General features: G+C 70.9%; 23 protein-coding genes. 21 read left to right on the top strand and 2 right to left on the bottom strand.

Annotated features, from left to right (window positions below; genetic code table 11):
• The first annotated feature begins 45 nt into the window (after positions 1 to 45).
• The 5 genes from ACFY5B_RS27225 (at position 46) to ffh (ending at position 7,691) form a co-directional block, all read left to right on the top strand.
• A complete protein-coding gene (locus ACFY5B_RS27225) occupies positions 46 to 1,542 on the top strand; it encodes a hypothetical protein (RefSeq protein WP_389973791.1) in 1,497 nt (498 codons plus the stop codon).
• A 338-nt stretch (positions 1,543 to 1,880) separates the two neighbouring features.
• Positions 1,881 to 3,221: an ammonium transporter gene (locus ACFY5B_RS27220; protein WP_389973788.1), complete on the top strand. Its 1,341-nt coding sequence runs from the start codon at positions 1,881 to 1,883 to the stop codon at positions 3,219 to 3,221.
• Positions 3,218 to 3,556 carry a P-II family nitrogen regulator gene (locus tag ACFY5B_RS27215; RefSeq protein WP_003993253.1) on the top strand — a complete coding sequence of 113 codons (339 nt, stop codon included), beginning with the start codon at positions 3,218 to 3,220 and terminating at the stop codon, positions 3,554 to 3,556. The genes ACFY5B_RS27220 and ACFY5B_RS27215 overlap by 4 nt, the downstream gene beginning before the upstream one ends.
• 37 nt (positions 3,557 to 3,593) lie before the next feature.
• Entirely contained in the window at positions 3,594 to 6,059 is a 2,466-nt protein-coding gene (locus ACFY5B_RS27210; RefSeq protein ID WP_389973785.1) for a [protein-PII] uridylyltransferase, read from the top strand.
• Between the two features lie 81 nt (positions 6,060 to 6,140).
• Complete coding sequence (gene ffh, locus ACFY5B_RS27205; protein WP_389973782.1) at positions 6,141 to 7,691, top strand: signal recognition particle protein; 1,551 nt, start codon at positions 6,141 to 6,143, stop codon at positions 7,689 to 7,691.
• Positions 7,692 to 7,770: 79 nt separating this feature from the next.
• Here ffh and ACFY5B_RS27200 read toward each other — a convergent pair whose 3' ends face one another.
• Together ACFY5B_RS27200 and ACFY5B_RS27195 are read right to left on the bottom strand one after the other, a co-directional pair.
• Positions 7,771 to 8,373: a hypothetical protein gene (locus ACFY5B_RS27200; protein WP_389973779.1), complete on the bottom strand. Its 603-nt coding sequence runs from the start codon at positions 8,371 to 8,373 to the stop codon at positions 7,771 to 7,773.
• Between the two features lie 136 nt (positions 8,374 to 8,509).
• Positions 8,510 to 9,367 (bottom strand): class I SAM-dependent methyltransferase, encoded by an 858-nt coding sequence (locus ACFY5B_RS27195; protein ID WP_389973776.1) that lies wholly within the window; start codon positions 9,365 to 9,367, stop codon positions 8,510 to 8,512.
• Positions 9,368 to 9,566: 199 nt separating this feature from the next.
• Between ACFY5B_RS27195 and proS the strand changes: the two genes are divergently transcribed.
• The 16 genes from proS to dprA all read left to right on the top strand — a co-directional run bounded on the left by proS (position 9,567) and on the right by dprA (position 22,450).
• Positions 9,567 to 10,982, top strand: a complete 1,416-nt coding sequence (gene proS, locus ACFY5B_RS27190) for a proline--tRNA ligase (protein WP_389973773.1) — start codon at positions 9,567 to 9,569, stop codon at positions 10,980 to 10,982.
• A gap of 249 nt (positions 10,983 to 11,231) precedes the next feature.
• Entirely contained in the window at positions 11,232 to 11,834 is a 603-nt protein-coding gene (locus ACFY5B_RS27185; protein ID WP_053668740.1) for a hypothetical protein, read from the top strand.
• Between the two features lie 294 nt (positions 11,835 to 12,128).
• Positions 12,129 to 12,545 carry a 30S ribosomal protein S16 gene (gene rpsP, locus ACFY5B_RS27180; RefSeq protein WP_030852064.1) on the top strand — a complete coding sequence of 139 codons (417 nt, stop codon included), beginning with the start codon at positions 12,129 to 12,131 and terminating at the stop codon, positions 12,543 to 12,545.
• A gap of 2 nt (positions 12,546 to 12,547) precedes the next feature.
• Complete coding sequence (locus ACFY5B_RS27175; RefSeq protein ID WP_005479813.1) at positions 12,548 to 12,787, top strand: RNA-binding protein; 240 nt, start codon at positions 12,548 to 12,550, stop codon at positions 12,785 to 12,787.
• 84 nt (positions 12,788 to 12,871) lie between these two features.
• The gene (gene rimM / locus ACFY5B_RS27170) at positions 12,872 to 13,432 is read left to right on the top strand and encodes a ribosome maturation factor RimM (protein WP_389973769.1); all 561 of its coding nucleotides are present in this window, start codon (positions 12,872 to 12,874) and stop codon (positions 13,430 to 13,432) included.
• Positions 13,432 to 14,265: a tRNA (guanosine(37)-N1)-methyltransferase TrmD gene (gene trmD / locus ACFY5B_RS27165; RefSeq protein WP_389973766.1), complete on the top strand. Its 834-nt coding sequence runs from the start codon at positions 13,432 to 13,434 to the stop codon at positions 14,263 to 14,265. The genes rimM and trmD overlap by 1 nt, the downstream gene beginning before the upstream one ends.
• Before the next feature lie 134 nt (positions 14,266 to 14,399).
• Entirely contained in the window at positions 14,400 to 14,750 is a 351-nt protein-coding gene (gene rplS, locus ACFY5B_RS27160) for a 50S ribosomal protein L19 (protein WP_003993262.1), read from the top strand.
• A gap of 45 nt (positions 14,751 to 14,795) precedes the next feature.
• Positions 14,796 to 15,521: a signal peptidase I gene (gene lepB, locus ACFY5B_RS27155; protein WP_389973763.1), complete on the top strand. Its 726-nt coding sequence runs from the start codon at positions 14,796 to 14,798 to the stop codon at positions 15,519 to 15,521.
• Entirely contained in the window at positions 15,514 to 16,608 is a 1,095-nt protein-coding gene (gene lepB, locus ACFY5B_RS27150; protein WP_389973760.1) for a signal peptidase I, read from the top strand. The genes lepB (ACFY5B_RS27155) and lepB (ACFY5B_RS27150) overlap by 8 nt, the downstream gene beginning before the upstream one ends.
• A complete protein-coding gene (gene lepB / locus ACFY5B_RS27145; RefSeq protein ID WP_389973757.1) occupies positions 16,496 to 17,458 on the top strand; it encodes a signal peptidase I in 963 nt (320 codons plus the stop codon). The genes lepB (ACFY5B_RS27150) and lepB (ACFY5B_RS27145) overlap by 113 nt, the downstream gene beginning before the upstream one ends.
• A 51-nt stretch (positions 17,459 to 17,509) precedes the next feature.
• Complete coding sequence (gene lepB / locus ACFY5B_RS27140; protein ID WP_389973754.1) at positions 17,510 to 18,292, top strand: signal peptidase I; 783 nt, start codon at positions 17,510 to 17,512, stop codon at positions 18,290 to 18,292.
• A complete protein-coding gene (locus ACFY5B_RS27135; protein ID WP_389973751.1) occupies positions 18,282 to 18,806 on the top strand; it encodes an NUDIX hydrolase in 525 nt (174 codons plus the stop codon). Before lepB (ACFY5B_RS27140) ends, ACFY5B_RS27135 begins: the two co-directional genes overlap by 11 nt.
• A 56-nt stretch (positions 18,807 to 18,862) precedes the next feature.
• Entirely contained in the window at positions 18,863 to 19,171 is a 309-nt protein-coding gene (locus ACFY5B_RS27130; protein WP_003993268.1) for a DUF2469 domain-containing protein, read from the top strand.
• Between the two features lie 94 nt (positions 19,172 to 19,265).
• Entirely contained in the window at positions 19,266 to 19,667 is a 402-nt protein-coding gene (locus ACFY5B_RS27125) for a YraN family protein (RefSeq protein ID WP_389973748.1), read from the top strand.
• Positions 19,668 to 21,293, top strand: a complete 1,626-nt coding sequence (locus ACFY5B_RS27120; protein WP_389973745.1) for a YifB family Mg chelatase-like AAA ATPase — start codon at positions 19,668 to 19,670, stop codon at positions 21,291 to 21,293.
• A complete protein-coding gene (gene dprA / locus ACFY5B_RS27115) occupies positions 21,290 to 22,450 on the top strand; it encodes a DNA-processing protein DprA (RefSeq protein ID WP_389973742.1) in 1,161 nt (386 codons plus the stop codon). The genes ACFY5B_RS27120 and dprA overlap by 4 nt, the downstream gene beginning before the upstream one ends.
• Positions 22,451 to 22,490 lie beyond the last annotated feature (40 nt).

The raw sequence follows: 22,490 nt of genomic DNA, 5'->3' as shown, positions 1-22,490 counted from the left end.
TTGGCGCACTCGGCGACAAGTGGTCTCAGGGATGGGGGCGTTCCAGTGAGCGGCAACGGCGGAAGCGGGACGAACGCTGCGAGCGCGACGCACGCTGACAAGCGCCCCAACGAGCTGCTCACCTCCTGGTTCGTGCGCAGCGGCTGGTCCAAGGGCGAGCTCGCCCGCCAGGTCAACCGCAGGGCACGGCAGCTGGGCGCCAACCACATCTCCACGGACACCTCGCGGGTGCGCCGCTGGCTCGACGGCGAGAACCCCCGCGAGCCGATCCCCAGGATCCTGTCCGAGCTGTTCTCCGAGCGCTTCGGCGTCGTCGTCTCCGTCGAGGACCTGGGTCTGCGCACCGCGCGCCAGTCGCCCTCCGCCACCGGCGTCGACCTGCCCTGGACGGGCCCGCAGACCGTGGCCCTGCTCAGCGAGTTCTCGCGCAGCGACCTCATGCTGGCGCGGCGCGGCTTCCTCGGGAGCTCGCTGGCCCTCTCCGCGGGCCCGGCCCTCATCGAGCCCATGCAGCGCTGGCTCGTCCCCTCGCCGCCGGCACCGCGCTCCGAGCCCGAGCCCGCGGGCGGCGCCGGTCGCGCCCGCGGCCGGCTCTCCCGGCCCGAGCTGGACCTCCTGGAGTCCACGACGGTGATGTTCCGGCAGTGGGACGCCCAGTGCGGCGGCGGCCTGCGCCGCAAGGCGGTCGTCGGCCAGCTGCACGAGGTGACCGACCTCCTCCAGGAGCCCCAGCCGGAGTCCACCACCCGCCGCCTGTTCAAGGTCGCCGCCGAACTCGCCGAGCTGGCCGGCTGGATGTCGTACGACATCGGGCTCCAGCCGACCGCGCAGAAGTACTTCGTCCTCGCGCTGCACGCCGCCAAGGAGGCGGGCGACCGGCCGCTCGGCTCGTACGTGCTGTCCAGCATGAGCCGCCAGATGATCCACCTCGGCCGGCCCGACGACGCGCTGGAGCTGATCCACCTCGCGCAGTACGGAAGCCGCGACTGCGCCAGCCCGCGCACCCAGTCGATGCTGTATGCGATGGAGGCCCGCGCCTACGCCAACATGGGGCAGCCCGGCAAGTGCAAGCGGGCGGTGCGGATGGCCGAGGACACCTTCTCCGAGGCCGACGAGTGGGACGAGCCGGACCCCGACTGGATCCGCTTCTTCTCCGAGGCCGAGCTGCACGGCGAGAACTCCCACTCCTACCGCGACCTGGCCTACGTCGCCGGCCGCAGTCCCACGTACGCCTCGCTGGCCGAGCCGCTGATGAACCGGGCGGTGAAGCTCTTCGCCGAGGACGGCGAGCACCAGCGTTCGTACGCACTGAACCTGATCGGCATGGCCACGGTGCACCTCCTCCAGGGCGAGCCCGAGCGGAGCACGGTATTCGCCACCGAGGCCATGCAGGTCGCCAAGAAGGTCCGCTCCGAGCGCGTCAACACCCGCATCCGGAAGACGGTCGACACCGCCGCCCGTGAATTCGGCGACCTCGGCGCGGTCGTCGACCTCACCGAGCGGCTCGCGGCGGAACTGCCCGAGACCGCCGAGGCGGTCTGAGAAGCCGTCCGACCTCCTGAACCCCGGCCGCGGCCGGCCCTCCCGAACTGCCCGACTCGGCTCCCCCATGCCAGGTCATCGGAAGGCCGACCGCGGCCGGTCTGTGCGCCCACGGCTCCCTGAAAGCCGAAGGTTGCGCCACGATAACGATCGGCTCGCCCGCAGGCGGGCAGTTCATCGACGCGTAACACAGAACGCGCCTTCGTCACGGTCGCGAAACAACGAGGGGCTTCGACCGAAACCGCGCTGCGCCAATCTCGTGGCGCATAACCGGCCCACCCCTCATTCCGCTCGAGGCTTCGCCCGCACGGGGCCGTACCAATGACGAGGAGACGCCGATGGCACCAGCCATCACCCTTGCCGCAGAAGCGCCCAAGCTGTCTGCCGCGAACACAGGGTTCATGCTCATCTGTTCCGCCCTGGTGATGCTCATGACGCCGGGCCTGGCCTTCTTCTACGGAGGCATGGTCCGCGTCAAGAGCACCCTGAACATGCTGATGATGAGCTTCATCAGCCTCGGGATCGTCACCATCCTGTGGGTGCTGTACGGCTTCTCCATGGCGTTCGGCACCGACTCCGGCAGCCTCATCGGCTGGAACTCCGACTGGGTCGGCCTCGGCAACATCGGCCTGACGGAGCTGTGGCCCGGCTACACCATCCCGGTGTTCGTGTTCCTGGTCTTCCAGCTGATGTTCGCGATCATCACCCCCGCCCTGATCAGCGGTGCCCTCGCGGACCGCGTGAAGTTCAGCGCCTGGGCGCTGTTCATCGCCCTGTGGGCCACGGTCGTCTACTTCCCGGTCGCGCACTGGGTCTGGGGCGCCGGCGGCTGGGCCTTCGAGCTGGGCGTCATCGACTTCGCCGGTGGTACGGCGGTGCACATCAACGCGGGTGCCGCGGCGCTCGGCGTGATCCTCGTCATCGGCAAGCGCGTCGGCTTCAAGAAGGACCCGATGCGCCCGCACAGCCTGCCGCTGGTCATGCTCGGCGCCGGTCTGCTGTGGTTCGGCTGGTTCGGCTTCAACGCCGGCTCCTGGCTCGGCAACGACGACGGCGTGGGCGCGCTGATGTTCGTCAACACGCAGGTCGCCACCGCCGCCGCCATGCTGGCCTGGCTCATCTACGAGAAGATCCGCCACGGCGCGTTCACCACGCTGGGCGCCGCCTCCGGCGCGGTCGCCGGCCTGGTCGCCATCACCCCGGCCGGTGGCGCGGTCACCCCGCTCGGCGCCATCGCCGTCGGTGCGATCGCCGGTGTGCTGTGCGCCATGGCCGTCGGCCTGAAGTACAAGTTCGGCTACGACGACTCCCTGGACGTCGTCGGCGTCCACCTGGTCGGCGGTGTCCTCGGCTCCCTGCTGATCGGCCTCTTCGCCAGCGGCAAGGGCCAGTCCACCGTCGAGGGCCTCTTCTACGGCGGCGGCCTGACCCAGTTCTGGAAGCAGTGCGCCGGTGTCTTCGCGGTGCTCGCCTACTCCCTGATCGTCTCCGCGGTCCTCGCCTTCATCCTCGACAAGACCATGGGCATGCGGGTCACCGAGGACGACGAGGTGGCCGGCATCGACCAGGCCGAGCACGCCGAGACCGCATACGACTTCAGCGGCGCCGGTGGCGGCGCCGCCAAGACGGCCGTCACGGCCCCCGTCGCCGCAGCCGCGAGCAAGAAGGTGGACGCATGAAGCTCATCACCGCCGTCGTGAAGCCGCACCGGCTCGACGAGATCAAGGAGGCCCTGCAGGCCTTCGGCGTACACGGTCTGACGGTCACCGAGGCCAGCGGCTACGGTCGTCAGAGGGGCCACACCGAGGTCTACCGGGGCGCCGAGTACACCGTCGACCTGGTCCCCAAGATCCGCATCGAGGTCCTGGTCGAGGACGACGACGCCGAGCAGCTGATCGACGTCGTGGTCAAGGCGGCCCGCACCGGCAAGATCGGTGACGGCAAGGTCTGGTCGATCCCGGTCGACACGGCCGTACGGGTCCGGACCGGCGAGCGCGGCCCCGACGCGCTCTGAAGACCCTCGAGGCAGGCAACGGAACAGGAGTCGCTGGGTGACGGGTACGGACGTGCAGAAGGAAGCAGAGGACTCGGGACCCAGCGGCTACGCGGCGGCCCGGCTGCGTCTCCTCACCGAGGAGGCGCGGTCCGGGCCGCCGCGCCGTGCGGCCCTGGCCGACCTCACGGACGACTGGCTCACCGGCCTGTTCGCGGCGGGCGCCGAGGGGCTGCGCGGCGCTTCCCTGGTCGCCGTCGGCGGCTACGGGCGCGGCGAGCTGTCCCCGCGCAGCGACCTCGACCTCCTCCTGCTGCACGACGGCAGTGACGCCAAGGCCGTCGCCGCCCTCGCCGACCGGCTCTGGTACCCCGTCTGGGACCTGGGCCTGGACCTCGACCACTCCGTCCGCACACCGGCCGAGGCCCGCAAGACCGCCGGCGAGGACCTCAAGGTCCAGCTCGGACTGCTCGACGCCCGGCACATCGCCGGCGACCTCGGCCTCACCTCATCGCTGCGCACGGCGGTCCTGGCCGACTGGCGCAACCAGGCCCCCAAACGCCTCCCCGAACTCCAGGAACTGTGCGCCGAACGCGCCGAGCGCCAGGGCGAGCTGCAGTACCTGCTGGAACCCGACCTGAAGGAGGCCCGCGGCGGACTGCGCGACGCCACCGCGCTGCGCGCCGTCGCCGCCTCCTGGCTCGCCGACGCCCCGCGCGAAGGCTTGGCCGACGCCCGGCGCCGGCTCCTGGACGTCCGGGACGCCCTGCACCTGGCCACCGGGCGGGCCACCGACCGGCTCGCCCTCCAGGAGCAGGACCAGGTGGCCGCCGAGCTGGGCCTGCTCGACGCGGACACCCTGCTGCGGCAGGTGTACGAGGCGGCCCGGGTCGTCTCGTACGCCAGTGATGTCACCTGGCGCGAGGTGGGGCGCGTCCTGCGGTCGCGCGCCGTGCGGCCCCGGCTGCGCGCCATGCTGGGCGGCGGGCGCGCCCTGGGCGGCGGGAAACCGACGGCCGAGCGCTCTCCGCTGGCCGAGGGAGTGGTGGAGCAGGACGGCGAGGTGGTGCTCGCCCGTGCCGCGCGCCCCGAGCGCGACCCCGTGCTGCCGTTGCGTGCCGCGGCCGCCGCCGCGCAGGCCGGACTCCCGCTCTCCCTGCACGCCGTACGGCGACTGGCGGCCACCGTGCGCCCGCTGCCCACGCCCTGGCCCGCCGAGGCCCGTGAGCAGCTCGTCACCCTGCTCGGCTCCGGCCGCCCCACCATCGACGTCTGGGAGGCGCTGGAGGCGGAAGGGCTGATCACCCGGCTGCTGCCCGACTGGGAGCGGGTCCGCTGCCGCCCGCAGCGCAACGCCGTGCACCTGTGGACCGTCGACCGGCACCTCATCGAGACCGCGGTGCGCGCCTCCGAGTTCACCCGCCGGGTCAGCCGCCCCGACCTGCTGCTGGTCGCCGCGCTGCTGCACGACATCGGCAAGGGCTGGCCCGGCGACCACTCCGTGGCGGGCGAGATCATCGCCAAGGACGTGGCCACCCGTATCGGCTTCGACCGCCACGACGTGACCGTCATCGCCACCCTCGTACGGCACCACCTCACACTCATCGACACCGCGACCCGGCGCGACCTGGAGGACCCGGCCACCGTGCGCTCCGTCGCCGAGGCCGTCGGCTCCGAGGGCACCCTGGAGCTGCTGCACGCGCTCACCGAGGCGGACGCCCTCGCCACCGGCCCGGCCGCCTGGTCGTCCTGGCGCGGCTCGCTCGTCGCCGACCTGGTCAAACGGGTCTCGGCGGTGCTCGCCGGCGACGCCCCGGACGACCCCGAGGAGGCCGCGCCGACCGCCGAGCAGGAGCGGCTCGCCCTGGAGGCGGCGGCGACGGGCAGCCCGGTGCTGTCGCTGCGGGCCCAGACCGAGCCGCCCGCCGGGCAGGAGCCGTCCGGCGACCCCGAGCCGCTCGGCGTGGAGCTGCTCATCGCCGTACCCGACCAGCCCGGGGTGCTGCCCGCGGTGGCCGGTGTCCTCGCCATGCACCGGCTGACCGTGCGCACCGCGGAGCTGCGCTCCCTGCACCTCCCGGACGGCGTGGACGGTTCCGTCCTGCTGCTGGACTGGCGCGTCGCGGCCGAGTACGGCTCGCTGCCGCAGGCCGCCCGGCTGCGCTCGGACCTCGTCAGGGCCCTGGACGGCTCACTGGACATCGCCGGCCGCCTCGCCGAACGGGACGCGGCCTATCCGCGCCGCCGGGGCGTGATCGCCCCCGCGGCCCGGGTGTCGGTCCACCCGGCCGCCTCCCGGCTGGCCACGGTCATCGAGGTCCGCTCCCAGGACGCCCCGGGCCTGCTGTTCCGCATCGGCCGCGCCCTGGAGGACGCGAACGTGCAGGTCCGCAGCGCCCACGTCTCGACGCTGGGCGCCAACGCCGTCGACGCCTTCTACGTGACCGGTCCGGAAGGCGCGCCGCTGCCCGGGGACGAGGCGGCGGCGGTGGCGCGGAAGCTGGAGGAGACACTGCGGGGGTGAGGCCGACCCGGCGACTTGTCACGCCGGGATACCCTGGAGGGCGATTCCCTGTAGCCACCGACCCCGAGGACCGCGAGCGCCGTGTTCGATACTCTTTCCGATCGCCTCTCAGCGACCTTCAAGAACCTGCGCGGCAAGGGACGGCTCTCCGAGGCGGACATCGACGCCACGGCGCGCGAGATCCGGATCGCGCTGCTCGAGGCGGACGTGGCGCTTCCTGTCGTCCGGGCGTTCATCAAGAACGTCAAGGAGCGCGCCCTCGGCGCCGAGGTCAGCAAGGCGCTGAATCCCGCCCAGCAGGTCCTCAAGATCGTCAACGAGGAACTGGTCACCATCCTCGGCGGCGAGACCCGGCGTCTGCGCTTCGCCAAGCAGCCGCCCACCGTGATCATGCTGGCGGGTCTGCAGGGTGCCGGTAAGACCACCCTCGCGGGCAAGCTCGGCCGCTGGCTGAAGGAGCAGGGCCACTCGCCGCTGCTGGTCGCCTGTGACCTCCAGCGCCCCAACGCCGTGAACCAGCTCAGCGTCGTCGCCGAGCGCGCCGGTGTCTCGGTCTACGCCCCCGAGCCGGGCAACGGCGTCGGTGACCCGGTCAAGGTCGCCAAGGACTCCATCGAGCACGCCAAGTCGAAGGTCCACGACATCGTGATCGTGGACACCGCCGGCCGCCTCGGCATCGACCAGGAGATGATGCAGCAGGCCGCGGACATCCGCGACGCGGTCTCCCCGGACGAGATCCTGTTCGTCGTCGACGCGATGATCGGCCAGGACGCCGTCAACACCGCCGAGGCCTTCCGCGACGGTGTGGGCTTCGACGGCGTGGTGCTCTCCAAGCTGGACGGTGACGCCCGCGGTGGCGCGGCCCTGTCGATCCGGCAGATCACCGGCAAGCCGATCATGTTCGCCTCGAACGGCGAGAAGCTCGACGACTTCGACGCGTTCCACCCTGACCGGATGGCCTCCCGCATCCTCGACATGGGTGACCTGCTCACCCTGATCGAGCAGGCGGAGAAGACGTTCAGCCAGGAAGAGGCCGAGAAGATGGCCTCCAAGCTGGCGTCCAAGAAGGGCCAGGACTTCACCCTGGACGACTTCCTGGCCCAGATGGAGCAGGTCCGCAAGATGGGCTCCATCTCCAAGCTGCTCGGCATGCTGCCTGGCATGGGCCAGATGAAGGACCAGATCAACAACCTCGACGAGCGGGACGTCGACCGCACGGCCGCCATCATCAAGTCGATGACCCCGGCCGAGCGCCAGGAGCCGACGATCATCAACGGCTCGCGCCGCGCACGCATCGCCAAGGGCTCCGGCGTCGAGGTCAGCGCGGTCAAGAACCTCGTCGAGCGGTTCTTCGAGGCGCGCAAGATGATGTCCCGCATGGCCCAGGGCGGCGGCATGCCCGGGATGCCGGGGATGCCCGGCATGGGCGGCGGCCCCGGCCGGACGAAGAAGAAGCAGAAGCAGGCCAAGGGCAAGCAGCGCTCCGGCAACCCGATGAAGCGCAAGCAGCAGGAGCAGGAGGAGGCCGCCCGCCGGGCCGCCGCGGCCGAGGGCGGCAGCGCCTTCGGGCTGCCGCAGCAGGGCGGCAAGGACTTCGAACTGCCCGATGAGTTCAAGAAGTTCATGGGCTGACGGCCCGTCCGAACGGCACTGAGGGCGCCCCCTTCTCTTAGGAGGGGGCGCCCTCAGTGGTGTGCCGGTGCTTGGCCGGTCAGCCGTTCGGGAACTTCCAGACGTACGGCTCGCCGTCCTCCTCGGACCAGCGGACCTCGACGCTCTTGGCGTTCGCCGGGACCACGTACGTCTCGCAGAAGACATGGCTCTCGCCCTGCTTCCAGCTCTCGACGTCGTACGGGTCCTCGCAGCCGGCGGCGTCCTCGGACGCGCCGATGAGGACCGAGCCGCGCTGTCCGTCGGCGAAGACCGTCGTGCCGTCGTGCACGTCGGAGCCCTCGGTGAGGGCGGGCCCGCTCTTGTGCGTGTACTTCACGTACGCCACGGCCAGCGCCTTGCCCTTGACCTTGTCCGGCTCGGAGACGGCCTTGGCCGCCTCGGCCTCGGTGCCCACCTCGACCTTCTGCGCCAGGACCTCGTAGGTGACCGCGCCCGGGTCCTCGGCGACCTTGCCCGTGGCGCTCTCGCCGGCCTCCATCTCGCCGCCGGAGGCGGGCTCCGGCGACGGCGAGGCCTTGGCCTGGGCGGTGCCCGTGCTCTTCGCGTCGGCGGTGTCGTCGCCGCCCCCGCAGGCGGTGAGCGTCAGGGCGAGGACGGCGACGGGCGCGATGAGGCGCAGCGCGGTCTGGTGGTGCGGCACAGCAACTCCTGTATGCAGATGTGTAGGTCCCCCGAGCGGTGGATCACATGAAGCGTTCATGATCCACTTGGTGGAACCAAGAACTCACCTTGGTGTTTTCTTCACACCATTCACACCTGCATCGGGAGCGCTGTGGTCAGGGTGTCCGGGCGATCAGGTACCGGAACACGTTCGGCATCCACACCGTCCCGTCCTGTCGCCGGTGCGGATGCAGGGCCTCGGTCAGCTCCTTGTCGACCTGCGCCTGGTCCGTCGCCGTCATCGCCGCGTCGAACAGACCCGTCGATTTCAGGCCGCGTACCGCGCTGTCCACGTCGGCGTACCCGAAGGGGCACGCCACCCGCCCCGACCCGTCCGGCCTGAGCCCGGCCCGGTGGGCGACGTCCTCCAGGTCGTCGCGGCGGGCGGGGCGCCAGCTGCCCGAGGTGCGCTGCGGCTCCGCCAGCTTCGTGGCCACCCGCATCACGGACGCCGTGGCGCAGCGCTCCGGCGGGCCCCAGCCCGCCAGCACCACGGCCGCGCCGCGCCGGGCGAGCGGCGTCGCCTCCGCGAGTGCTCCCGCCAGCCCCTCCGAGTCGCCCGCCAGGCACCCGATCGGCTCGAAGGCGGTCACCAGGCTGTAGCCGGGAGCGCCCGGCTCCGCGGTGTCCCGGGGCGAGCCGTCGACCAGGCGCGCGTCCGGACGCGCATGCGTCCCCGACGCCGCCTCGGGGAGCAGCCGCTCCCGCGCCAGGGCCATTCTTTCGGGGGAAGCGTCGACACCGGTGACCGCCGCTCCCCGGGCGGCGGCCATCAGCAGGGAGAGCCCGGAACCGCAGCCGAGGCCGAGCAGCCGCGTCGCGGGTCCCACGTCCAGTCGCTCGTAGACGGCCTCGTAGAGCGGTACGAGCATCCGCTCCTGGATCTCGGACCAGTCACGCGCGCGTGCACGCAGGTCCACGCGGGGTGCGGTCCCCGCGTGAGGCAGGTGCTGCCGCACGAGCGTAGGTGTCATAAGTAAGCGCCCCAATCCGCCGAGAGTTGCCTCTTGCCCGATTCCATGGCCCCCGTGACAGTGCGCTCGCACTACCCCCGTATGCCAGGAAACTCCCCCCTCGACCCGTCGTCCAGTGGAATGCGGCAGGGCTTGTGAGTTGTCATGTGCCTATGGCGAGATTTCACATTCCGGCAACGTGGGCCCGTACCATCTCGCCATGGCGAAGGCACCTGTTCTCACCCCCCGGGCGGACGATTTCCCGCGCTGGTACCAGGACTTGATCACCAAAGCGGAGCTCGCCGACAACGGGCCGGTGCGCGGCACCATGGTCATCCGACCGTACGGATACGGGCTGTGGGAGCGGATGCAGGCGGAGATGGACGCCCGCATCAAGGAGACGGGCACCCAGAACGCGTACTTCCCCCTGCTGATCCCCGAGTCCTACCTCGCCCGGGAGGCGGACCACGTCGAGGGCTTCGCGCCCGAGCTCGCCGTGGTCACCCACGGCGGCGGCAAAGAGCTCGAAGAGCCCGCCGTCGTCCGGCCCACCTCCGAGATGATCATCAACGAGTACTTCTCGAAGTGGGTGCAGAGCTACCGCGATCTGCCGCTGCTCATCAACCAGTGGGCGAACGTCGTGCGCTGGGAACTGCGGCCCCGCCTGTTCCTGCGGACCTCCGAGTTCCTCTGGCAGGAGGGCCACACCGCGCACGCCACGTACGACGAGGCGCGCGACTTCGCCGCGCATATTCACCGGCGGGTCTACGAGGACTTCATGCTGAACGTCCTGGCGATGGACGTCGTCCCCGGCCGCAAGACCGTCAGGGAGCGGTTCGCCGGCGCGATCAACACCCTCACCCTCGAAGGCATGATGGGCGACGGCAAGGCTCTGCAGATGGCAACGAGCCACGAACTGGGCCAGAACTTCGCGAAGGCCTTCAACACCCGGTACCTGTCCAAGGACGGCCGGCAGGAGCTGGTCTGGCAGACCTCCTGGGGTTCCACGACCCGCATGATCGGCGCCCTGGTGATGATGCACGGCGACGACAACGGCCTGCGCGTCCCGCCCCGGCTGGCGCAGATCCAGGCCGTCGTGCTCGCGATCAAGGGGGACGAGGCGGTTCTGGCCAGGGTCCGTGAGCTCGGTGACCGGCTGAAGGCGGCCGGTGTCCGCGTTCACGTCGACGACCGCACCGACATCCCCTTCGGCCGTCGCGCGGTCGACTGGGAGCTCAAGGGCGTGCCGGTCCGGATCGAGATCGGCCCGCGCGACCTGGAGAACGGCACCGCGATGCTGGCCCGCCGCATCCCCGGCGGCAAGGAGCCGGTGCCGCTGGACGACCTCGCCGAACTGCTCCCGAAGATCCTCGAGGAGGACCAAGCCCTGCTGCTCCGGCAGTCCCGCGAGCGCCGAGAGTCCCGGACCACCGAGGTCTCGACCCCGGCGGAGGCCGTCGAGGCCGCCACGGCGGGAGGCTGGGCGCGCATTCCGTGGGCCGCGCTCGGCCCCCAGGGCGAGGCCGGGCTCGCCGATCACGCGGTGACCGTACGGTGTCTGGTCGCCGAGGACGGGTCGGTGCCGGACGCCGACGACGCACCCGGTAACGTCGCGGTCGTCGCACGCGCTTACTGAGTGAGGCACAAGCGACCGAAACGTCTCTTGCGGATCCACGCACCTCTGTCGCCTCGGCGCGCGGATGCGCTCTACGCGCCGGGGCGTACGCGGGACTACGCACCATCTTGTGGTGAGCTGCGAGGCTTATCCGCAGATCTGCGCACCCGCCCTCGTCGGGACGCATCAGAGGCAACTGACGGGTACGTGCAAATTATTTGGGATGGCCCGGAATCGGAACACTGGGGCACCCCAGCTCGTTGTCATTACGTGAGCACGACACAGACACCACCTGTACTCGCCGCAGAGCTGGCACAGGCGTGGGCCGATATTCAGCGGTACCACCCCGAGCTGCCCGACCTTGCCGCGCCAGAGTCCCTGATCGGGGAGTCGTCGTCCGCGTGCGGTCACGAGCTCTCCTTCGAGCGACTGCTCCATGAGGCAGTCCATGGCATCGCCGCCTCGCGCGGCGTCCGCGACACCTCCCGTGCCGGCCGCTACCACAACCGCAGATTCCTCGCGATCGCCGAGGAGATGGGCCTGGACCACCCCGAGGAACCGCATCCCAGCAGCGGTTTCTCCCTGGTCACGCTCACCCCTGAGGCGAAGCGCCGCTACCGCCCGACGATGGAGCGTCTGCAGCGCGCCCTGAAGGCGCACACCGCCGCGACCTCCTCCGACACGTCCCGCACCTTCCGGGGTCCGGCCGCCCGGCACGGCTCCTCCGGCGGCGGTGTCCGCGTCAAGGCGGTATGCGACTGCGGTCGCAACGTCCGGGTCGTCCCGTCCGTCCTCGCCCAGGCCCCGATCGTCTGCGGCGGCTGCGGCAAGCCGTTCCGGATCCCGGACATCGTCGGAGCGGTAGCGAGCTGACGCCCCGCACCGGCATCTCGTGGCTGCCGGTCTTCGGCGTAAAGCTCGGGCCATGGCGCACCCGGACGTGCCGCACCTCCCACGCCGGGTGCGCCGTCGGCATGCCCGCGCAGCGGATCCTGCCCCCGGCCCGGAGCGACCCGCCGGGTGTGGCACAATGGCTAGCTGTACTCGACAGCCGCACAGGAACCCTCTCGCCTCCGGCTGACGCGTCCATCGGGCACTCGGGTACCGCAACCCCACGCGGCATTCTCGCCGTGCCCAACCACGTCAAATCCAGGAGAACCCACTCCCGTGGCAGTCAAGATCAAGCTGAAGCGTCTGGGCAAGATCCGTTCGCCTCACTACCGCATCGTCGTCGCCGACTCCCGTACCCGCCGTGACGGCCGGGCCATCGAGGAGATCGGCAAGTACCACCCGACGTACAACCCGTCGGTGATCGAGGTCGACGCCGAGCGCGTGGCGTACTGGCTCGGTGTCGGCGCCCAGCCGACCGAGCCCGTGATGGCCATCCTCAAGAAGACCGGCGACTGGCAGAAGTTCAAGGGCGAGCCCGCCCCGGCTCCGCTGCTGACGCAGCCCGAGAAGGCCGCGCGCCCGTCGTTCGAGGCCATCGGCGGCGACGACGAGGGCAAGGGTGAGGCGATCACCCAGAAGAAGAAGGCTGAGAAGAAGGACGAGGCCGCCGAGTCCGCTTCGACCGAGGCCTGAGCATGCTCGAGGAGGCTCTCGAGCACCTCGTGAAGGGCATCGTCGACAACCCCGACGATGTGCAGGTCGCCTCGCGCGACCTGCGTCGCGGTCGCGTGCTCGAGGTCCGGGTCCACCCGGACGACCTCGGCAAGGTGATCGGCCGCAACGGCCGCACCGCACGCGCCCTGCGTACCGTCGTGGGCGCCATCGGCGGTCGAGGCGTCCGTGTCGACCTCGTCGACGTGGACCACGTCCGCTGAAGCTTTCGCAGCAGCACCGGCTCGGGCCGGGGAGGGCCACAGGGCCGTCCCCGGCCCGTAGTCGTATGACAGGAGAATGGACACGTGCAGCTGGTAGTCGCACGGATCGGCCGTGCCCATGGCATCAAGGGTGAGGTCACCGTCGAGGTGCGGACCGACGAGCCGGAACTGAGGCTCGGCCCCGGTGCCGTACTCACCACCGATCCCGCATCCGCGGGACCGCTCACCATCGAGACGGGCCGCGTCCACAGCGGCCGCCTCCTGCTGCGCTTCGAGGGCGTCAGCGACCGAACCGGCGCCGAGGCCCTGCGCAACACCCTCCTGATCGCCGAGATCGACCCGGAGGAACTGCCCGAGGGCGAGGACGAGTACTACGACCATCAGCTCATCGACCTCGATGTGGTCACGGCGGACGGCACCGAGGTCGGCAGGATCACGGAGATCTCGCACCTGCCCACCCAGGACCTGTTCATCGTGGAGCGCCCCGACGGCAGCGAGGTGATGATCCCCTTCGTCGAGGAGATCGTCGCCGAGATCGACCTCGAGGAGCAGAAGGCCGTCATCACCCCGCCGCCGGGCCTGATCGACGACCGTGCCGAGATCGCGTCCAGCCGGGACGACGCCTCCGGCCAGGAAGAGTCGTAATGCGCCTCGACGTCGTCACGATCTTCCCCGAGTACCTGGAACCGCTGAACGTCTCCCTCGTCGGCAAGGCGCGCGCGCGTGGACAGCTCGATGTGCACGTCCACGACCTGCGTTCCTGGACCTACGACCGGCACAACACGGTCGACGACACCCCGTACGGCGGCGGCCCGGGCATGGTCATGAAGACCGAGCCGTGGGGAGACGCACTGGACTCCGTCCTCGCCGACGGCTACGAGACGGGCTCCCGGGCACCCGCCCTCATCGTTCCCACGCCCAGCGGCCGGCCCTTCACCCAGGAACTCGCCGTCCACCTCTCCGAGCGCCCCTGGCTGATCTTCACCCCGGCCCGCTACGAGGGCATCGACCGCCGCGTCGTCGACGAGTACGCGACCCGGATGCCGGTGTACGAGGTGTCCATCGGCGACTACGTCCTGGCCGGCGGCGAGGCGGCCGTCCTCGTCGTCACAGAAGCCGTGGCGAGACTGCTGCCCGGCGTCCTGGGCAACGCCGAATCCCACCGGGACGACTCCTTCGCGCCCGGCGCCATGGCGAACCTGCTCGAAGGGCCCGTCTACACCAAGCCCCCCGAGTGGCGCGGCCGTGACATCCCCGACGTGCTGCTCAGCGGCCACCACGGGAAGATCGCCCGCTGGCGCCGCGACGAGGCCCTCAAGCGCACCACCGCCCACCGGCCCGACCTCATCGAGCGCTGCGACCCCAAGGCCTTCGACAAGAAGGACCGCGAGATGCTCTCCATCCTGGGCTGGGCACCCGACCCGGCGGGGGAGCCGTACGGCCGATTTTGGCGCAGGACCGACGGCGTGGAAGAATAGCCAGCTGTTGTGCGTCCGTCCGGCGTGCGCCCCTGCCACAGGGGGAGACGACGTCCGCCCCGACCCGCACACCCCTGATCCGAAACACCTAGTTTCCGTTGATGACCTGTGGCATCAGCGAGGAAAGCAGACTCATGTCTCACCTGCTCGACACCGTCGACTCCGCGTCGCTGCGCAGCGACGTCCCCGCCTTCCGCCCGGGCGACACGGTCAACGTCCACGTCCGCGTCATCGAGGGCAACCGCTCCCGTGTGCAGCAGTTCAAGGGCGTCGTGATCCGCCGCCAGGGCTCCGGCGTGCGCGAGACCTTCACGGTCCGCAAGGTCTCCTTCTCCGTCGGCGTCGAGCGCACCTTCCCGGTGCACACCCCGATCGTCGAGAAGATCGAGCTCGTCACCAAGGGTGACGTCCGCCGCGCCAAGCTGTACTACCTGCGCGAGCTGCGCGGCAAGGCCGCGAAGATCAAGGAGAAGCGCGAGAGCTGAGCGCTCTCCGGGGTTCGCGTCGGGGCCGGATACCATCTGGCTCCGATGGACACCGAAGCACAGCCCACGGAGCGCGACCGCTCCTCCCGCCCTTCCGGCTCCGAGACGACCACCTCGGGACCCGCAGGGCCGGAGGACCGGTCGCGTTTCGCGTTGGTGGCGCGTGTCAGCTCCTTGGTCCCGGGCGGCCGGATCACCCTCACCCTGCTGGTCTGCCTGGTGTTCCTGCTGTTGCTCAGCACGTTCGTGCTGCGGCCGTTCCAGATCCCCAGCGGATCGATGGAGCCGGGATTGAGGATCGGGGACCGGGTTCTCGTAAATAAGTTGGCGTACCGTTTCGGTGCCGTGCCGCAGCGGGGAGACATCGTCGTGTTCGACGGGACCGGGTACTTCGGGCACGCGGACTACATCAAACGCGTTGTCGGTGTGGGGGGAGACCGCGTGGTCTGCTGCGACAGGGAGGGGAGGATCCAGGTGAACGGCCGGCCGGTCGACGAGTCGGGTTTCCTGCATCCCGGCGACAGCCCGTCCGCGGTGCCCTTCGGCGTCGTAGTCCCCGGCGGCACCCTGTTCGTCCTCGGCGACCACCGCAGCGACTCCAGCGACTCCCGCGACCACCTCGGCTCGCCGGGCGGCGGCATGATCCCCGTCGACGACGTGATCGGCCGCGCCGACTGGATCATCTGGCCGTTCGGTCACGCCACCCGGCTGGACCGACCCGACGCCTACGCGCGCGTGCCCGACGCCGGCAGGGCGGGCGCCCATGGGTAACCGCGGCAAACCGCGCGGCGTCCCTGCGGGCCCCGCGGAGAACCTGCTGCCCACCGGCGCCCGGCGCGCCGCCGGTCCGCCCGGCAGCGGCCGCACGCGGGCCGAGCGCCGCAAGCTCCAGCGCAAGGTCAAGCGGCGCCGCAGGCGTGGTGCCGTGAAGGAGATACCGCTTCTCGTCGGCGTGGCGGTCCTGATAGCCCTCGTGCTGAAGACGTTCCTCGTCCAGGCTTTCGTCATCCCGTCCGGCTCCATGGAGCAGACGATCCAGATCGGCGACCGCGTCCTGGTCGACAAGCTCACCCCATGGTTCGGCTCGGAGCCGCAGCGCGGGGACGTCGTCGTCTTCAAGGACCCCGGCGGCTGGCTCAAGGACGAGAAGCCCACCACGCAGAAGTCCGACCCCGTCGTCATCAAGCAGGTGAAGGAAGGGCTCACCTTCATCGGCCTGCTGCCGTCCGAGAACGAGAAGGACCTCATCAAGCGGGTCGTCGGCGTCGGCGGCGACCGCGTCAAGTGCTGCGACACACAAGGGCGGGTGACCGTCAACGGCGTCCCGCTGAACGAGGACTACCTGTACCCCGGCGCCGCCCCGTCCGACACGCCGTTCGACATCACGGTCCCTCAGGGGCGGCTGTGGGTGATGGGCGACCACCGGAACAACTCCGCGGACTCCCGCGCCCACCAGGACACCGACTACGGGGGCACGGTCTCCGAGGACGAGGTGGTGGGCCGCGCCATGGTCATCGCCTGGCCCTTCGGGCACTGGAACATGCTGGAGGAGCCGAATACGTACGCCACCGTGTCCGACTCGGCCACCGGGTCGACCGCCGCTCCCGAACTGTCGCATAGGGTTGCCTCCTACGATCCGAACGGAACGATCCAGCTCCCGACCCCTGCGGAACTCCCGCTCGTTATGGGAGTGGTGGGCCTGCGCCGCGTATGGGGCAGGCGGCGGCACAGAGTGAGGAGTTGGCGTGGGGGATGTGGCGGTTGGCGCACGGTCCGGACACGACGGCGAGGAGCACCGCGGACGCCCCGCGGAATCCGCCGTCCCGGCCGCGGACAGCGCCGTGACCTCCGGGAGTGACTCCGGGGCAGCCGAGGACGGCAGGGTGACGGGCGAGCACACGACAGCCGAGGGCCAGGGACCGGGCGGTACGGCCAGGACACCCAAGAAGCCGCGCTCCTTCTGGAAGGAGCTGCCCATCCTGATCGGTATCGCGCTGGTGCTGGCGCTGCTGATCAAGACCTTCCTGGTGCAGGCGTTCTCCATCCCCTCCGACTCGATGCAGAACACCCTCCAGCAGGGTGACCGCGTCCTGGTCGACAAACTCACGCCCTGGTTCGGCTCCGAGCCCGAGCGCGGCGAGGTCGTCGTCTTCCACGACCCGGACAACTGGCTGGCGGGCGAGCCGACCACGGACCCGAACGCCCTGCAGACCTTCCTCAGCTGGATCGGCCTCATGCCGTCCGCGGAGGAGAAGGACCTCATCAAGCGCGTCATCGGCGTCGGCGGCGACACGATCGAGTGCAAGAACACCGGCCCGCTCACGGTCAACGGCAAGGCGCTGAACGAGCAGGACTACGTCTACGCCGGCAACACGCCGTGCAGCGTCGACGACCAGGGCGGCCAGTTCAAGGTCAAGGTGCCCAAGGGCTACATCTGGGTCATGGGCGACCACCGGCAGAACTCGCGGGACTCCCGCTACAACCAGGCCGACAAGAATCACGGCATGGTCCCGGTGAAGGACGTCGTCGGACGTGCCGTCGTCGTCGCCTGGCCGATCAACCGCTGGGACACCCTGCCGGTCCCGGACACCTTCGACCAGTCCGGCCTGAACGCCCAGCCGAACGTGGCGGGTCTGCCGGTCGCACCGCAGGGGATCGCGCTCCTCGGCGTGGTGCCGGTGGTGCTCTGGCGTCGCCGCAAGCAGTGATCCCGACCATGGGCTGACCCCGGCCGGTACCCCCGGGTAGGGTGCGGACCCATGGGTGGCGAGAGCATGACGCACACGGCCCCGCGCAGCGGCGGCTCAGGAACGGGCCCGGTGGGCGGCCGGACCGGACAGCGGTTGTCCGGGCTGGCCGTCGCACTGGGCCTTGTGCTGTTTCTCGGCGGGTTCGCCTGGGGAGCGGTGGTCTACCGGCCGTACACCGTCCCCACCAGTTCGATGACCCCGACGATCGACGCGGGCGACCGGATCCTGGCGCAGCGCGTCGACGGCGGCGAGGTGCGCCGCGGTGACGTCGTCGTCTTCAAGGACGCGACGTGGGCCAACGCGCCGATGGTCAAGCGCGTGGTCGCCGTCGGCGGCGACACCGTCTCCTGCTGCCAGGACGGCAAGCTGAAGGTCAACGGCAAGGAGATCGACGAAACGTACCTGCCCCAGGGCACGCCGGCCGAGATGGGCAACTTCCCGACCGTCACCGTCCCCAAGGGCCGGCTCTTCCTGCTCGGTGACGAGCGCGGCAATTCCGTGGACTCCACGGCCCACCTGACCGACGCCGCCAGCGGCACGGTGGCGCGTTCCGCCGTGGACGCCCGCGTCGACGCCGTCGTCTGGCCCATGAAGGGCATGCTGGAGCGCCCCACCGGCTTCGAGGCGCTCAGCACCCTCTCCTCGCCCGGCCCGCTGCGGACGATCACCTTCCTGGTGATCGCCGGCGCCGTGCTCGTCCTGGGCGGAGGCGCCTACGGGCCCATCGCCAAGCGCGCGGGTGCCGCCCGGGCCCGGCGGGAGAGCGCCGCGGAGACCGCAGGTGCCCGCTGAGGCCGCGGGAGCGGGCCAGGACACCTACGAGGGCGGGCTGCGCAAGGTCGCCCGGGTCGTACTGCTCGACCCGCAGGACCGCATCCTGCTGCTGCACGGGCACGAGCCGGACGACCCGGCCGACGACTGGTGGTTCACCCCCGGTGGCGGTGTGGAGGGCGAGGAGACCCGTGAACAGGCCGCGCTGCGGGAACTCGCCGAGGAGACGGGCATCACCGAGGTCGAGCTCGGCCCGGTGCTGTGGCGGCGCAGGTGCTCCTTCCCGTTCGCGGGCCGCCGCTGGGACCAGGACGAGTGGTACTACCTGGCGCGTACGGACCGCACGACAGTGGCCGCCACCGGGCTCACCGAGCTGGAACGGCGCAGTGTCGCCGGAGCGCGCTGGTGGACGTGTCCGGAACTGAGCCGGGCACATGAGACGGTGTATCCGACCAGACTCGCCGGGCTGCTGCGCACGCTGCTCGACGAAGGTCCCCCGGCCAGGCCAGTGATCCTTGACCCGGAAATCGTCTAGGGGCTCACAGGACTGGCGCACAATGGGGGGATCGCACGGCTGAAGGGGAACATGCCATGAGCGCCGAGGACCTCGAGAAGTACGAGACCGAGATGGAGCTGAAGCTCTACCGGGAGTACCGCGATGTCGTCGGTCTGTTCAAATACGTGATCGAGACCGAACGACGCTTCTACCTGACCAACGACTACGAGATGCAGGTGCACTCGGTCCAGGGTGAGGTGTTCTTCGAGGTCTCCATGGCGGATGCGTGGGTCTGGGACATGTACCGGCCGGCGAGGTTCGTGAAGCAGGTGCGGGTCCTCACGTTCAAGGATGTGAACATCGAGGAGCTGAACAAGAGCGATCTGGAGCTGCCGAGCGGGTGAGGTGCGGGTGGAGGCCTTGATCGCCCGGGTGGGTGACGAGGTTGTCCACAGTCGCTGAGCCGTCCACCAAGATCCACTTCGTGGGGGCGGGTGCGTGATCGTTGGCGCCGGAGGTGGTGCCGACATGACCGCACATCTGGCACGCAGTGCCATGGGCAAGTACGGCGAGAATCTGGCCGCACGGCGGCTGGTGGAGGCCGGTCTGACGGTCCTGGAGCGCAACTGGCGCTCGGGCCGGACCGGCGAGATCGACATCGTGGCCAGGGACGGGGACGTCCTGGTCGTCTGCGAGGTGAAGACCCGCAGGGAGGGCCCCTTCCAGCATCCGATGGCGGCCGTGACACCACAGAAGGCGGAGCGGCTGCGTGGCCTGGCCGAGCGGTGGATCCAGACACACGGGGGCGCACCGCCCGGCGGGGTCCGCATCGACCTGATCGGCGTGCTGCTGCCCGCACGCGGAGCCGCCGTGGTCGAGCATGTGCGGGGGGTGGCCTGAATGGCATTCGCCCGTACGTGTTCGGTGGCACTGGTCGGCGTCGAGGGAGTGGTCGTCGAGGTCCAGGCCGACCTCGAACCCGGCGTCGCAGCGTTCACGCTGGTGGGGCTGCCCGACAAGAGCCTCACGGAGAGCAAGGACCGGGTGCGGGCCGCGGTCGTCAACTCGGGCACGGCCTGGCCCCAGAAGAAACTCACCGTCGGCCTGAGTCCGGCCTCGGTACCGAAATCCGGCAGCGGCTTCGACCTGGCCGTCGCGTCGGCGGTCCTCGGCGCCGCGGAGCGCATCGACCCGAGGGTTCTGGCCGACATCGTGATGATCGGCGAACTGGGGCTGGACGGGCGTGTGCGGCCGGTGCGGGGGGTGTTGCCGGCGGTGCTGGCGGCGGCCGAGGCGGGGTATGAGCAGGTGGTGGTGCCGGAGTGTGCGGTGCCGGAGGCGTCGCTGGTGCCTGGGGTTTCGGTGCTGGGAGTGCGGAGCCTTCGGCAGCTGATCGCCATCCTGGCCGACGAACCCGTGCCCGACGAGGAACCGGACGAGCGGGGCCGCCCGGACCCGCTCCTCGCCGGGCTGCGCATGCCGGGGACCGGCGCGGCCACAGGCATGCACAGCGCCGGCGCCTCACAGCTCGATCACGGCCATGACCTGGCGGACGTCGTCGGGCAGACCTCGGCGCGCACGGCCGTGGAGGTGGCTGCGGCGGGCGGGCACCACCTCTTCCTCGAGGGGCCGCCCGGCGCCGGCAAGACGATGCTCGCCGAACGACTGCCGGCCATCCTGCCCCGGCTCGGTCGGCAGGAGTCGCTGGAGGTCACAGCGGTTCACTCGGTGGCTGGCCTGCTGCCCCCGGGCAAGCCGCTGGTAGACGTCGCCCCCTACTGCGCCCCGCACCACTCGGCCACGATGCAGGCCCTCGTCGGCGGCGGCCACGGCATCGCTCGGCCCGGGGCGGTGTCGCTGTCCCATCGCGGCGTGTTGTTCCTGGACGAAACGCCGGAGTTCAGCAGCCAGGCCCTGGACGCCCTGCGCCAGCCGCTGGAGGCCGGGCACGTCGTGATCGCGCGCAGTGCAGGAGTCGTGCGCTTCCCCGCGAAGTTCCTCATGGTGCTCGCGGCCAACCCCTGCCCCTGCGGCCGGTTCTCGCAGCGGGACGACCTGTGCGAGTGCCCGCCCTCGGCCATCCGCCGCTACCAGGCCAGACTTTCCGGTCCGCTGCTGGACCGGGTCGATCTGCGTGTCGAGGTGGACCGCATCACCCGCACCGAGCTGACAGCCGTCGGCGCCAGGGGCGAATCGACCGCGACGGTCGCGGACCGGGTGAGGGCGGCTCGGGAACGGGCTGCCGAGCGCCTTGCGGGCACCCAGTGGCGCACGAACAGCGAGGTGCCCGGCCGTGAGCTGCGCAGCCGCTGGTACGCCGAGCCCGGCGCTATGGACGAGGCCGAGCGGAATCTGGAGCGGGGTGTCCTGACCGCCCGCGGCCTCGACCGCGTACTGCGCGTGGCCTGGAGCGTCGCAGACCTCGTCGGCCACGACCGGCCCGACGCCACGGACGTCGCCCTCGCGCTCCAGTTGCGCACGGGCGTGCCGCGAGGCGTTCCCATGGCGATCGGGGCGCTGACGTGAGCGTAGTCGGTGCATCGGACGACGACCTGCTCTGCCGGGTCCTTCTCACCCGTGTCATCGAGCCGGGGGACGAGGTCGGCGGGCGGTGGGTGCGGGAGTTCGGGGTCGGGGAAGTGGCGCGGCGGCTGAAGGAGGGCGGGGCCGCTCTGCCGGGCGCGAGCGGAAAGCGGTGGGCCGGGCTGGTGGCCAGGGCCGAGGCCGCCCGGCCACGCCGGGATCTGGCGGCCGCCCGGGACGCCGGGGTGCGGTTCGTTTCCCCAGGGGACGCGGAGTGGCCGGGACAGCTCGATGATCTCGGGGACGCCCGGCCCCTGGGGCTGTGGGTGCGCGGGCGGGCCGGTCTGCGGATGTGGGCGCTGAAGTCGGTCGCCGTGGTCGGTGCCAGGGCCTGCACCGAGTACGGAGCCCACATGGCCGCCACCCTCGCCGCCGGGCTCGCGGAGCGGGGCTGGGTCGTGGTCTCGGGCGGCGCCTACGGAGTCGACGGCGCCGCCCATCGCGGAGCCCTGGGAGCCGGCGGTGCCACCGTCGCCGTCCTCGCCTGCGGCGTCGACCGGCCCTACCCTCGCGGCCACACCCAGCTGATCGGCAGAATCGCCGAACAGGGGCTGGTGATCGGCGAGCTGCCGCCCGGGGACCACCCCACACCGAGCCGGTTCATCCTGCGGAACAGAGTGATCGCCGCGCTCACTCGCGGCACGGTGGTCGTCGAGGCGGCCCACCGCAGTGGATCCCTGGTCACCGCGCGGGCGGCACAACGCCTCGGCCGGCACACGATGGGCGTGCCGGGCCCGGCCACCAGCGCCCTCTCCGCCGGGGTGCACGATCTGCTGCGCGGGGAGGCCGTCCTGGTCACCGATGTCGCGGACGTCGTGGAACTGGTCGGTGGCATGGGAGAGCTGGCGCCCGACCGGCGAGGCCCCGTCCTGCCCCGGGACCTGCTGGATCCGGCCGCCCGGCAGGTGCTCGACGCGCTGCCGGGACGTGGGGCGGCCCGGCCGGCCGAGATCGCGCGCTCCGCACAGACCGCACCGGACGACGCGATCGCGAGACTGTACGAACTCCGCGCACTCGGTTACGTCGAACGACACGGCGACGGCTGGAAGTTGACACGCCAGGCGGTGATGTCGGTCCGCGGCGCTCACGGGCCGTGCTGACGGCCTGTGTTCGGCCGTCCGGGGGAACCCCTACACCCCT

Origin of the sequence: Streptomyces sp. NPDC013187, from assembly GCF_042899705.1 — a bacterium.
Lineage (GTDB): Bacteria > Actinomycetota > Actinomycetes > Streptomycetales > Streptomycetaceae > Streptomyces > Streptomyces hawaiiensis_A.
The sequence above is the reverse complement of the archived record's forward strand: the minus strand, read 5'-3'. Positions and strand labels throughout refer to the sequence as shown.